Raw genomic sequence first — 12,678 nt, 5'->3', positions numbered from 1 at the left:
CCCAGGGGGCGCCCCGCCGTCGAACCCGTGGCCGGATCAGGCCTTCGGGGTCAGGCAGAGGAGGTAACCGCCGTTCGCGGTGGTCGAGTAGACCAGGATGTCCTCGCCCTCCTTGTAGAACTTCTCGCAGGACGGGCTGTTCACGTTGGTCTCGCCGTTGACCCGGCCGACGACCTTGTACTGCGCCTTGGCGTCGGCGCAGTCGACGACCTCGGCCTCGGCCTCGGCGGTCTCGCCCTCCTTGACCTCCGGCGCGTCCACGTTCACGCAGTCACCGGTAGCGGCCTGCTTGGTCTCGTCGGTGACGTTGTCGATGCCCTTGAAGATGCCGAACTTGATCACGATGAAGACCAGGGCCACCGCGATCGCGCCGAGCACGCTGAGGATCTTCCGGCCGACCGACTTCTTCGGCGCCGGGTTCTGGCCGACCGGCGGCAGGCCCGGGGTGCCCGGCGGCGGGTAGGCGCCCGGAGCGGGGTACGCGCCCGGAGCGGGGTACGCGCCCGGAGCGGCCGGGTCACCGGCGTTCGGCGGCGGGTAGGCACCCGGAGCGCCGGCGTTCGGCGGCGGGAAAGCGCCCGGAGCACCCGGAGCGCCGGCGTTCGGCGGCGGGAAAGCCGGGCCGGCCGCGTTCGGCGGCGGGAAAGCCTGGGCGCCGGTGTTGGGCGCGCCCGCGCCGTACTGGGTCGGCTCTACCGGGTTGGACATCGATGATTCCTTTCGCGGACGACCGCCGTCCGATCGTTTGGCAGGCGAGGATAACGACAGCCGGAACCCTCGCGCGACCCCGTTCTAGCTGGGGTTATCGGAGTCCGCTCAAGAAGTGCTGAGACTTTCCTGGGAAGATCACGCTGTGTGCCGCCGCGGCGACCCAGGGACGGCGGAAATGTGGCTGATCGGGTGGACCGCGCTGGCTGATCAGGCGAGTCCGAAAGCGATGCCGTCCAGGATGTCGTGCTCCGAGGCGATCACGGCTTGGTGCCCGGACCGCTCCATGACGATCCGCATGATCACGGCGCCGGCCCCGATCACGTCGGCCCGGCCCGGGTGCATCACCGGCAGCGCCAGCCGCTGCTCGACGGTCATTCCCAGCAGCTCCGCGGTGACCCGGGAGACCTCCGCCAGGCTGATCTCGCTGTGGTGGATGCGGGCCGAGTCGTACTCCGGCAGCCCGTGCGCCAGCGCGGCGACAGTGGTCACCGTGCCGGCCAGCCCGACCAGCGTGCGCGCCTGCCGGCCGCCGACCGCCGCCAGCGCCGTGTCCACCGCCGCCGTGACGTCCCGTTCCGCCTCGGCCAACTCCCGCGCCGTGGGCGGGTCGCCGTGCAGGTGCCGCTCGGTCATCCGGACGCAGCCGATGTCCATCGAGATGGCCCGCTCGACGGTGTCCGTGCCGGTGACGAACTCGGTGGAGCCGCCGCCCAGGTCGAAGACGAGATACGGACCGGGGGCGGCGAGGCCCTTGACGGCGCCGAGGAAGGAGAGCCGGGCCTCCTCCTCGCCGGTGATCACCTCCGGGTCGACGCCGAGCACGCCGCGGACCATGTCCCGGAATTCCTGGGCGTTGGAGGCGTCGCGCGAGGCGGAGGTGGCGCACATCCGTACCGCGACCGCTTCTGATCTCTCGATCCGGGCGGCATAGCCGGCCAGGGCGGCCCGGGTGCGCTCGATCGCGGCGGGGGCCAGCATCCCGGTCCGGTCGACGCCCTCGCCCAGCCGGACGATCTCCATGGTGCGGACCACGTCGGTCAGCCGGTCCCCGTCCACGTCGGCGATCAGCAGGCGGACCGCGTTCGTCCCGCAGTCGATCGCGGCGACCCTCATAGGTGCAGGAGCATTCTCGTGTTCCCCAAGGTGTTCGGCTTGACCCGTTCCAGGTCCAGGAACTCGGCCACGCCCTCGTCGTACGACCGCAGCAGCTGCTCGTAGACGCCGTGCGGCACCGGCGCCCCGTCGATCTCGGTGAACCCGAACGAGCCGAAGAACCGGGTCTCGAAGGTCAGGCAGAAGACCCGCCGGACGCCCAGCTCACGGGCCTGGTCGAGCAGCGCGCTCACGATCTTGTGACCGATCTTGCGCCCGCGCTGGTCCGGGTGCACGGCGACGGTGCGGATCTCGGCCAGGTCCTCCCACATGACGTGCAGGGCGCCGCAGCCGACCACCGTGCCGTCCTCGTCGGCCGCCACCCAGAACTCCTGGACGGACTCGTAGAGGGTGACAGTGGCCTTGCTCAGCAGCCGGCGATCCGTCGTGTACGTGTCGACCAGATGCCGGATCGCCTTCACGTCCCCGGTGCGGGCCCGCCGGATCAGCATTCGTCTTTTCGCACGCAGGGACCGTCGATCCACCAGGGCTCGACGGCGTCACGGACCTCGTCACCGAACGGGTTCACCCCGCGGCCGGCGGCCAGCGCGTGCCCGAGGTGGACGTGCAGGCACTTGACCCGGTCCGGCATCCCGCCGGCGGACACGTTGCGGATCTCCGGCACGTCCTCGATCGACTGGCGACGGTCCAGATAGTCCTGATGGGCCCGGGCGTAGCGAGCGGCCAGCTCGGGGTCGGTGCTCAGCCGGTCCTGCATGTCGCGCATCACACCTGCCGACTCCAGCCGGCTGCACGCGGCGGTGGCGTGTGGACAGGTCAGGTAGTACATCGTGGGGAACGGCGTGCCGTCGTCGAGCCGGGGCGCGGTCTCCACCACGTCCGGGTTTCCGCACGGGCAGCGGTGGGCGATCGCCCGGGTGCCGCGGGGCCGGCGGCCGAGCTGGGCCGCCACGATGTCGAGGTCGGCGGGATCCGGTGTTTCCATGTCAGTTCGAAGGCTCCGCGTTCGCGGCTTGGACGCTGTGCCACAGCGTGTCGTACCAGCGGTCCGGAACGGCCGCCGGGGCTTTCTGGTCGGCGTCGCGGGCGGCGCCCGCCGGGTCGTCGATCACCAGCAACGGCGCCTCACCGGGACGGACGTAGTACAGGTCCTTGCGGGCCTGAATCCGCACATACTCCGGGTCGCGCCACTTCTCCAGGTCCTTCGCGGTGGCCGCGATGGCCGCCCGCTGCTCGGCCTGCGCCCGCTCCAGCTGGGCGATCTGCGACTCCTGCTGCAGGTAGATGCGGATCGGATAGGTGTAGGCCAGGGCCAGCACCACGAAGACCGCGAGCAGGATGGTGGCCCGGCTGGTCAACGCGCGCGGGCGGGGTGCGGCGGTGCGCTTGGCGGCGGGGCCGCCGGATTGCGACGTACGCCGTGAGCCGGCCGGCCGGGCGGTGCGTGCGGTCGGCACCCGGACGGTCGGGCGGGCCTCCACCCGCACCGAGCCCGTCGAGCGGGTCCGGGACGTGCCGGGGCGGCCGCTCGCGCCACCGGAACGGCGGGACGGGCCCTGACCGCTCGGCATGCGACGCTGAGTCATCTCCACCCCTCGGTCATCTCCACCCCTCCCCCGCCGCCGTCCCGGATTGTGGCACCCGAACGGGCTCGGGTGCCACCTCACCCGTGATCGCCGGTCGGGTGTTACGCGACCCGGTAGCGCGGGAACGCGCCGGCGCCGGCGTACCGGGCGGCGCTCTCCAGCTGCTCCTCGATGCGCAGGAGCTGGTTGTACTTCGCGACACGGTCGGAGCGGGCCGGAGCGCCGGTCTTGATCTGGCCGGAGCCGACCGCGACCGCCAGGTCGGCGATCGTGGTGTCCTCGGTCTCACCGGAGCGGTGCGACATCATCGTCTTGAAGCCGGCCCGGTGGGCCAGGTCCACGGCGTCCAGCGTCTCGGTCAGCGAGCCGATCTGGTTCACCTTGACCAGGACCGCGTTGCCGGCCGCCTCGGCGATGCCACGGGCGATGCGCTGCGGGTTGGTGACGAACAGGTCGTCGCCGACGATCTGGATCTTGTTGCCGAGCTGCTCGGTCATCGCGCTCCAGCCGGCCCAGTCGTCCTCGGACAGCGGGTCCTCGATGGAGACGATCGGGTAGTCGGCGGCGAGCTTCGCGTAGTAGGCGATCATCTCGTCGGTCGACTTCGGGGCGCCCTCGAAGTGGTACGCGCCGTCCTTGTAGAACTCGGTCGCGGCGACGTCCATGGCCAGCACGATGTCGCTGCCCAGGGAGAAGCCGGCGGCCTGGACGGCCTCGGCGATCAGGTCCAGCGCGGCGGCGTTGGCCGGCAGGTTCGGCGCGAAGCCGCCCTCGTCGCCCAGGCCGGTGGAGAGGCCCTTCTTCTTCAGCACCGACTTCAGCGCGTGGTAGACCTCGGCGCCGGTGCGCAGCGCCTCGCGGAACGTCGGGGCGCCGATCGGGGCGATCATGAACTCCTGCACGTCCACGTTCGAGTCGGCGTGGGCGCCACCGTTGACGATGTTCATCATCGGGACCGGCAGGACCGCGGCGTTCGGGCCACCGACGTAACGGAACAGCGGGAGCTCGGCGGAGAGCGCGGCGGCCTTGGCCACGGCCAGCGAGACACCCAGGATCGCGTTGGCGCCCAGCTCCGACTTGGTGTCGGTGCCGTCCAGGTCGAGCATCTTCTGGTCGATCAGGCGCTGCTCGCTCGCCTCGTAACCGATCAGCTCGTCAGCGATCTTGTCCTCGATGTTGGCGACCGCCTTCTCGACGCCCTTGCCGAGGTACCGGCCCTTGTCGCCGTCACGCAGCTCCAGCGCCTCGAACGCGCCGGTGGAGGCGCCGGACGGGACGGCCGCGCGGCCGACGGTGCCGTCGTCCAGCCCGACCTCGACCTCGACTGTCGGGTTGCCCCGGGAATCGAGGATCTCGCGGGCGACGATTGCTTCAATGGTGGCCATTTGTGGTGTCGCTCCCTAATGGTTGTACGAATACAGTTTCGGTCCGCGACCCTGCGGGCCGACCACGCCTGTGAGCGTATCGAGCCGACCGGCCCCGCGTTCGGCCGCCCGGTCAACTTCACCGGCCGGTATGCCTCAAAACCGTGGCTCGCCTGCCGAAACAGGGGGCACTATGAGCAGCAGCCTGTTTCCCGAGGACGGCTCACGCGTCGAGATGGAGGTCGGGGGCGATATCCACCCCGGTGTCCGGGTCGTGGCCGCCTCCCCCGCGGCCGTGACGGTCTCGCTCGCCCGCGCCGACGTGCCCCTGATCGGCGCCACGGTGACCCTGCGCTGGTCGGCTGCGCCGCGGGGCCGCTACGAGGTGCCGGCCGCCGTCGCGAGCACCGACGAGAACCGGGTCGAGCTGCGGCTGGCCGGTCCGCCGCAGATCACCCAGAACCGGCTCTACGTGCGCGGGGGCGGTGGCGAGCCGATCGTGATGACCCGCGCCGGGCTGCCGGACGCGATCGGCTGGGTGCACGACATCAGCGAGCGCTCGGTGCGCGCCCACTTCACCGACGTCGAGGTGCGGCCGGGCCACGAGGTGTTCCTGCAGGTGCAGCTGGGGCCGGACGTGCTGGGCCTGGCGGCGACGGTGACCAAGGCCAGCGCGATGCGCCAGCAGGTGCCGGTCCGGGGGCCGCTGTCGGTGGAGATGGTCGCGCTCTACGACCCGGACGAGCCGGACGCGAAGGTCATTCGCCGCTATGTGCTGCGGCACCAGCTCCAGATGCGCGCCGGAGCGGCCGAGTCGGCCTGAACAAACATTCGGGGAACAATTGCGGAATCCGCCGGCGCGAATGCATCGGCGGATTCCATTTCGTGAATGGGTCAGACCCCGAGCAGGGCCCGCAGGTGACGCGGCGGCGGGGAGCCGTGCGCCAGCATGGCGTCGTGCCAGGCCTTGGGGGTGGCGCCGAACGGGCGCAGCGCGGCCAGCGCCGCCACCTCGGTGTAGCCGACGAAGTACGTGGACAGCTGGGTCGAGGTGAGCAGCGCCCGCCGCCACTTGCCGGCCGCCTCGCCCTCCTCCTGGAAGCCGCGCCCGGTCATCAGCTCCATCGCCTCGGACTCCGGCAGCGCCTCGCAGTGCACCAGCTGGTCGACGATCGCGTTGAGGCTCATCCGCAGCTGCATCTTGAGCTGCTGCAGCTTCACCGGGAGCCCGCCGAACCCGAGCCCGGTCATCATCTCCTCGGCGTAGACCGCCCAGCCCTCGACGAACGGCCCCGACCAGCCGATCGCCCGCGCCCGGCTGCTGCCCCGGAACCGGCGGGCGTGCGCCAGCTGCAGGAAGTGCCCGGGCATCGCCTCGTGCACGGTCAGGTTCCGGATCATCTCGTCGTTGTACTCGCGGTAGAAGCTGCGGACCCGCTCGGCCGGCCAGCCGGACGGCGCCGGCGCGATGCAGTAGAACGTCGGCACGTCAGCGGTCTCCAGCGGCCCGGGCGGGTCGCAGTAGGCCACCGCGACGCCCCGCGCGAACTCCGGCATCTCCTCGATCACGCACGGATCGTCCACCAGCGACACGACGTCGTGCTCACGGACGAACGCGGTCGCCTCGTCCATGGTGACCTTGGCCAGGCCGACGATCGTGGTGTTGTCCGGGTGCCGCCCGGCGATGGTGTCCAGGGCGCGGCGCACGGTGTCGCCCCCGGCCGGGCCACCCACCAGCTCGGCCGCGAGCGTGCGCAGCTCGTCGGTCACCCGGTCGACGGTCGCCCGGGCCCGGGACAGCACCTCGGCCGCGGAGAGCTCGGTGTCCAGCGTGTGCCAGAGCCGCGCTTCCCACAGCCTGCGGCCCAGCCGCGGGTCCCGCCCCGGCTCACCGCTGTCCAGCAGGCCGCGCAGCCAGCCGTCGAACTCGCCGAGCGCGGCCAGCGCGGCCCGGGCGGCCGGCTCCACGACGCCGCTCAGGCCCGGCTCCTGGGCCAGCAGGACCGGCAGCTCGTCGCGGATCAGCCCGGCCGTGCCGGCGAACTGGCCGGCCGCGGTCTCGGCGTGCACCCGCGGCACGTCGCGCAGCACGGTCCGGGCGGTGGCCAGCGCGTCCGGCAGCGCGGCGAGCCGGCCGCGCAGGCTCTCCAGCCGCTCGGCGGCCGGCGCGAACGGCCGGGACAGCAGCCCGTGCAACAGCGGGCCGGGATTGTGCTCCAGCGGGTTCCACTCGAACTCCCGGATCTCGGTCAGCTCGAACAGCCCGCGCTCCACCTGGGCGGTGAGGATGGCGTGGTCGACCTGGTCCTCCGGGTCCAGGGCGTCGGCGTCGACGCCGCTGAGCGCGTCGGCGGCGTCGCGGAGCATGGCCACCCGGCCCCCGACCGCGGTGGCGGAGTGGTCGGGCAGGCGGTCGTCGAAGCGGTGGTCCCCCGCGTAGAGGGCCGTCACGGGGTCGCTCTCCAGCAGAGCGTCGGCAATGCGTTCGGCGAGCGGTACGAACTCGGGCATGCCAGAAAACTACTCGCCGGTCCCGCCTTTTTCCGCCGCTCGCACCGCCTCGGCGTACGCCAGGGTCGCCTGTCGCAGCTCGGCCTCGGGATCGAGGCCGGCCTCGCGGGCCTGCGCGACCACCCGCAGCAGCGCCGGGCCCAGATCGTCACCGGCCGGCAGGGGCACGTCCACCCCGCCTCGCGCGGCCCGGTGCAGGATCTTCGCGGTCAGCGCGAGCGCCGGCTGGCTCAGCGCCACACCGTCCAGGACGGACTCCCGCGACTTCTCCTCGCGCTTGATCCGCTCCCAGTTGGCGGTGATCTCCTCGATGTCCTGGACCTGCTCGCCGGCGAAGACGTGCGGATTGCGCCGCACCATCTTCTCCACCAGGATCCCGGCCACGTCGTCGACGTTCCACGCCCGGCCGTCCGGCAGCTCCTCGGCGAGCCGGGCGTGCAGCACCACCTGCAGCAGCACGTCGCCCAGCTCCTCGCGGAGCTCGTCCAGATCGTCCCGCTCGATCGCGTCGTACGCCTCGTAGCTCTCCTCGAGCAGGTACGGCGCCAGCGTCCGGTGGCTCTGCGCCCGCTTCCACGGGTCGCCCCCGGGCGAGACCAGCCGGTCCAGCACCGCCACCGCGTCCAGCAGCCGGGCGCCCGGCGGATCCCAGGAGCCGTACATCAGCTCCAGCTCGGCCAGCCCCGGCTCGCGGGCCAGCCGCAGCCCGAGCTGCCGGGCGAACGGCTGGTCGCCGTGCGGCCCGGCCAGCCAGACCGCGAGCGGCGCGTCCCCGACCGCGTCGAGCAGGCCCTGCGCGTCGGTGTCCAGCACGGTCACCGGCACCCCGGCCGCGCGCAGCGCCGCCGCCTGCGCGGAGTCCGCGGCGGCGAAGACCGGTCCGGATCGGACGGTGTCCCAGGCCTCCGCGGTGAGCAGCCCCGCCGGCAGCCGCGGCGAGGTGACCAGCAGAACGATCCGGGTGCTCAAGAGACGTCGGAGACCGGTACGGCCGCGTCGTCCCCGAGCCGGGCGGCGACGAGCTGGTAGATGGCGTTGGTCTGCTGGTTCTGCACGCCGTAGACGCCCAGCTCCAGCGGCTGGTACCGGGGATTGATCGTGACGTCCAGCGGGGCGGCCACCTCGTGCACCTCGTTGCGCAGCGCCACCGCGGCCTGCAGCTGCTTCATGGCGTCGGCCGGCACGGTGCCGGCGAACGACTCGAAGCTGGTGCCCGGCTGGAGCGCCTTGTTGTCGTTGAGCCGCTGGAAGACGTCCTTCAGATCGGCCTCGGTGAGCGCCGGCCCGTTGGTGATCGACTGCTCCACCTGGTACTGCAGGGCGTTGTACTGCGCGAAGAGGCGCACGTACTCGGTTGTGGCGGGCAGCCGGACCAGGCTCGCGAACTGGTCGTAGGACAGGTCGGCCGGGAGCGTGACGTGGTGCCGGGCCGCGACCCGGTCGATCAGGTCCTTGCTGACCAGGACGTTGACCACGTCGCGGCGGCTGATCGGCATTGCCGCGTTCGCGGTGCCGGCCAGCGCGTCGCGGGCGTCGTCGAGGACCTCCTGCACCCGCTTCTCGGAGATCTGGCGATCACCGATGTAGGCGGCCACGGCGGGCTCCGATCGGCAGGCGGACAGACCGGCAAGCGCGAGGGACGCGACGACGGCCATGGATGCGAGTCGGCGGTTACGCTGCATGGTCAACACCCTCTCACGCGAAATGTGATCCGTCACACCCGGGCCGCGACCGGCGCGTCACCCAGCACGTCCTTGAGCAGCTGGCCGCACCACTGCAGCAGCTCCTGGTCGCGCAGCGGCTCGCCGCCCACCCGGCGGGTGCTCGGGCGGGGGACGCTGACCTGCTCGTTGGCCGCCTTGTAGACCGAGTCCGGGTGGTAGCGCTTGAGCCGCATCTGCTTGGAGTCCATCAGCGCCAGCGGGGAGAACCGGATGTGCTTGCCCTGCATCGACACGTCGGTCAGCCCGTAGGCGCGGGCCAGCTGGCGGAAACGGGCCACCGCTATCAGGTTGACCACCGGGGCCGGCGGCTCGCCGTACCGGTCGGTCATCTCCGCGACGACCTCCGCCAGCCGGGTGTCGTCGCGGGCTTCGGCGAGCTTGCGGTACATCTCCAGCCGCAGCCGCTCGACAGCGATGTAGTCGGTGGGCAGGTGCGCGTCCACCGGCAGGTCGATCTTGACCTCGGGCTCCTCCTCGGGCCGGTCGCCCTTGAACGCGCTGACCGCCTCGCCGACCATCCGCACGTACAGGTCGAAGCCGACGCCCTCGATGTGGCCGGACTGCTCGCCGCCGAGCAGGTTGCCCGCGCCGCGGATCTCCAGGTCCTTCATCGCCACGTACATGCCGGCGCCGAGCTCGGTGTGCTGGGCGATGGTGGCCAGCCGCTCGTGGGCGTTCTCGGTGAGCGGCTTCTCCCGGGGGTAGAGGAAGTACGCGTACGCCCGCTCCCGGCCCCGACCCACCCGGCCGCGGATCTGGTGCAGCTGGGCCAGGCCGAGCAGGTCGGCACGCTCCAGGATCAGCGTGTTGGCGTTCGGGATGTCGATGCCGGACTCCACGATCGTGGTGCAGACCAGGACGTCGAACTCCTTCTCCCAGAAGCCGACCATCACCTTCTCCAGCTGTTCCTCGCTCATCTGGCCGTGCGCCACCGCGACCCGGGCCTCGGGCACGAGCTCGCGCAGCTTGCGGGCCGCCCGGTCGATCGACTCCACCCGGTTGTGCAGGTAGAAGACCTGGCCGTCACGGAGCAACTCGCGGTGGATGGCGGCGGCGACCTGCTTGTCGTCGTAGGCGCCGACGTACGTCAGCACCGGGTGCCGCTCCTCCGGAGGGGTCGCGATCGTCGACATCTCCCGGATGCCGGTGATCGCCATCTCCAGCGTCCGCGGGATCGGCGTGGCCGACATGGTCAGCACGTCCACCGACGCGCGCAGCGCCTTGAGCTGCTCCTTGTGCTCGACGCCGAACCGCTGCTCCTCGTCCACGATGATCAGGCCCAGGTTCTTGAACCGGGTGGACTTGGCGAGCAGCCGGTGCGTGCCGATCACGATGTCCGCGGTGCCGTCGGCGGCCTGTTCCAGCGCGAGCGCGGCCTCCTTCGGGGTCTGGAACCGGGACAGCTGCCGGATCTGCACCGGGAACTGGCTCATCCGCTCGGTGAACGTGTTGAAGTGCTGCTGGGCGAGCAGCGTGGTGGGCACCAGCACGGCCACCTGCTTGCCGTCCTGCACCGCCTTGAACGCCGCGCGCACCGCGATCTCGGTCTTGCCGTACCCGACGTCGCCGCAGATCAGCCTGTCCATCGGGGTCTGCAGTTCCATGTCGTGCTTGACCTCGTGGATGGCGGCCAGCTGGTCGGGCGTCTCGGTGTACGGGAAGGCGTCCTCCAGTTCGCGCTGCCACGGCGTGTCCGGCCCGAACGAGTGACCCTTGGAGGCCTGGCGAGCCGCGTACAGCTGGATCAGCTGGGCGGCGATCTCCTTGACCGCCTTCTTGGCGCGGGCCTTGCTCTTCTGCCAGTCGGCGCCGCCCATCTTGTGCAGCGTGGGCGACTCGCCGCCGACGTAGCGGGAGAGCTGGTCGAGCTGGTCGGTGGGGACGTAGAGCCGGTCGCCGGGCTGGCCGCGCTTGGACGCGGCGTACTCGATCACCAGGTACTCCCGGTCCGCGCCGTTGACCGTGCGCTGCACCAGCTCGACGTAGCGACCGATGCCGTGCTGCTCGTGCACCACGAAGTCGCCGGTCTTGAGCTCCAGCGGGTCGATCGTGTTGCGCCGCCGGGCCGGCATCTTGCGCATGTCCTTCGTGGACGCGCCGCGCCCGCCGGAGATGTCGTTCCCGGTGATCACCGCGAGCCGCGACGCCTCGTCGACGAAGCCGTGGTTCAGCCCGCCGCAGGTGACCAGCAGCTGGCCGTCGGCGATGGGCGTGGCGATCGAGTCCACCGGGGTGACGCCGAGGCCGGCGTCGCGGAGCAGCTCGGTGGCCCGCTGCGCGGTTCCCTTGCCCTCGAAGACCAGCGCGATCGCCCAGCCGGCGGCGGCCCACTCGGACAGGTCGCCGGCCAGCTTGGCGGTGTCCCCGTGATAGAGCGGGACCGGCTGGGCGGCCAGGGCGACGGCGTCGCCGGTGTCCGGCGACACCTCGACCGCCGGCGCGTCCTCCCAGGGCGGCGCCGCCTCCTGCTCCGGGACCGCCAGGCCGAACGGCGAAACCGTCCACCATGGCTGCTTCAGGGCCGCGGCGTGCGCCCGGACGTCCGCCAGGCCGCGGAAGGCGACGGCGCCGACGTCGATCGGCGCCTGGCCGCCGACGGCGGCCGCGGCCCAGGACGCCTCCCGGAACTCGTCAGAGGTACGGGTGAGATCGTGCGCCCGGGTCCGGATCCGTTCCGGGTCGCAGAGCAGCACGTGGGTCCCGGCCGGCATGCAGTCCAGCAGCAGCTCCATGCTGCCGGTGCCGTCCAGCAGCGCCGGGGCCAGCGACTCCATGCCCTCCACCGGGATGCCCTCGGCCAGCTTGTCCAGGATCTCGGCCAGCTCGGGGTGCCGCCCGGCCAGCTCGGCCGCCCGGGCCCGCACCGCCGGGGTCAGCAGCAACTCCCGGCACGGCGGCGCCCACAGACGCTCCACCGGCTCGATCGTCCGCTGGTCGGCGACCGCGAAGGTGCGGATCTCCTCCACCTCGTCGCCCCAGAACTCGACTCGGGAGGGGTGCTCGTCGGTGGGCGGGAACACGTCCAGGATGCCGCCGCGCACCGCGAACTCGCCGCGCTTGGTGACCAGGTCGACACGCGCGTACGCCATGTCGGAGAGCCGCCGGGCGACCGTCTCCAGTTCGGCCTCCCGGCCGGTCACCAGCTCCACCGGCTCCAGGTCACCGAGGCCCTTGAGCTGCGGCTGCAGCAGCGACCGCACCGGCGCCACGACCACCTGCAGCGGCTGCCCGCCGGGGTGGGCCAGGCGGCGCAGCACGGCCAGGCGCCGGCCGACCGTGTCGGAGCGCGGTGACAGCCGCTCGTGCGGCAGCGTCTCCCAGGACGGGTAGACCGCGACCCGGTCCGGCGCGATCAGGCAGCCGAGCGCGTCGGCCAGGTCGTCGGCCTCCCGGGAGGTGGCGGTGACCGCGAGAACCGGGCGCTGGGCGCCGCCGGCGTCGGCCGGGCCGGCCACCGCGGCCACCACGAACGGGCGCAGCGACACCGGCGCGGTGAGATCCATCGAGTCGGAGTCGACGAATCCCTTGCGGGCCAGGTCACGGGCCCGGGCGAGGCCACGGTCGCGCAGGGCGGCCGGGATCAGACCGGCGAGTTGCATGCGAGGACCCCCTGAGGGCACGGCGAACAACCCCGGGCGCGGAAAACACGGGGTGTGCGGAACAGCTTAG

11 protein-coding genes are annotated in these 12,678 nt (G+C 72.0%); 1 reads left to right on the top strand and 10 read right to left on the bottom strand.

Translation table 11 applies throughout. From position 1 onward, the window contains the following. Positions 1–36: 36 nt before the first annotated feature. The 6 genes from Asi03nite_RS20075 to eno all read right to left on the bottom strand — a co-directional run bounded on the left by Asi03nite_RS20075 (position 37) and on the right by eno (position 4,795). Complete coding sequence (locus Asi03nite_RS20075) at positions 37–708, bottom strand: LppU/SCO3897 family protein (protein WP_203681869.1); 672 nt, start codon at positions 706–708, stop codon at positions 37–39. A 210-nt stretch (positions 709–918) separates the two neighbouring features. Then, positions 919–1,824, bottom strand: a complete 906-nt coding sequence (locus tag Asi03nite_RS20070; protein ID WP_203681867.1) for a Ppx/GppA phosphatase family protein — start codon at positions 1,822–1,824, stop codon at positions 919–921. Then, positions 1,821–2,315 (bottom strand): amino-acid N-acetyltransferase, encoded by a 495-nt coding sequence (locus Asi03nite_RS20065; RefSeq protein WP_203681865.1) that lies wholly within the window; start codon positions 2,313–2,315, stop codon positions 1,821–1,823. The genes Asi03nite_RS20070 and Asi03nite_RS20065 overlap by 4 nt, the downstream gene beginning before the upstream one ends. After that, the gene (locus Asi03nite_RS20060) at positions 2,309–2,809 is read right to left on the bottom strand and encodes a DUF501 domain-containing protein (RefSeq protein ID WP_203681863.1); all 501 of its coding nucleotides are present in this window, start codon (positions 2,807–2,809) and stop codon (positions 2,309–2,311) included. Before Asi03nite_RS20060 ends, Asi03nite_RS20065 begins: the two co-directional genes overlap by 7 nt. Position 2,810: 1 nt before the next feature. Then, on the bottom strand, positions 2,811–3,410 hold the full coding sequence (locus tag Asi03nite_RS20055) for an FtsB family cell division protein (protein WP_203681861.1): 600 nt from the start codon (positions 3,408–3,410) through the stop codon (positions 2,811–2,813). Positions 3,411–3,511: 101 nt separating this feature from the next. Continuing rightward, a complete protein-coding gene (eno, locus tag Asi03nite_RS20050) occupies positions 3,512–4,795 on the bottom strand; it encodes a phosphopyruvate hydratase (RefSeq protein ID WP_203681860.1) in 1,284 nt (427 codons plus the stop codon). 172 nt (positions 4,796–4,967) lie between these two features. Between eno and Asi03nite_RS20045 the strand changes: the two genes are divergently transcribed. Next, complete coding sequence (locus tag Asi03nite_RS20045) at positions 4,968–5,597, top strand: hypothetical protein (protein ID WP_203681858.1); 630 nt, start codon at positions 4,968–4,970, stop codon at positions 5,595–5,597. 71 nt (positions 5,598–5,668) lie between these two features. Here the strand turns inward: Asi03nite_RS20045 and Asi03nite_RS20040 are convergent, their stop codons facing one another. The 4 genes from Asi03nite_RS20040 to mfd form a co-directional block, all read right to left on the bottom strand. Continuing rightward, positions 5,669–7,285 (bottom strand): DUF885 domain-containing protein, encoded by a 1,617-nt coding sequence (locus tag Asi03nite_RS20040; protein WP_203681856.1) that lies wholly within the window; start codon positions 7,283–7,285, stop codon positions 5,669–5,671. A gap of 9 nt (positions 7,286–7,294) precedes the next feature. Continuing rightward, on the bottom strand, positions 7,295–8,254 hold the full coding sequence (locus tag Asi03nite_RS20035) for a nucleoside triphosphate pyrophosphohydrolase (RefSeq protein WP_203681854.1): 960 nt from the start codon (positions 8,252–8,254) through the stop codon (positions 7,295–7,297). Next, positions 8,251–8,880, bottom strand: coding sequence for a hypothetical protein (locus tag Asi03nite_RS20030; protein WP_203681852.1), 630 nt, complete (start codon positions 8,878–8,880; stop codon positions 8,251–8,253). Before Asi03nite_RS20030 ends, Asi03nite_RS20035 begins: the two co-directional genes overlap by 4 nt. A 119-nt stretch (positions 8,881–8,999) precedes the next feature. Further along, positions 9,000–12,608, bottom strand: coding sequence for a transcription-repair coupling factor (gene mfd / locus Asi03nite_RS20025; protein WP_203681850.1), 3,609 nt, complete (start codon positions 12,606–12,608; stop codon positions 9,000–9,002). Positions 12,609–12,678: the final 70 nt, after the last annotated feature.

Origin of the sequence: Actinoplanes siamensis, assembly GCF_016862395.1 — a bacterium.
GTDB classification, from domain to species: domain Bacteria; phylum Actinomycetota; class Actinomycetes; order Mycobacteriales; family Micromonosporaceae; genus Actinoplanes; species Actinoplanes siamensis.
The sequence above is the reverse complement of the archived record's forward strand: the minus strand, read 5'-3'. Positions and strand labels throughout refer to the sequence as shown.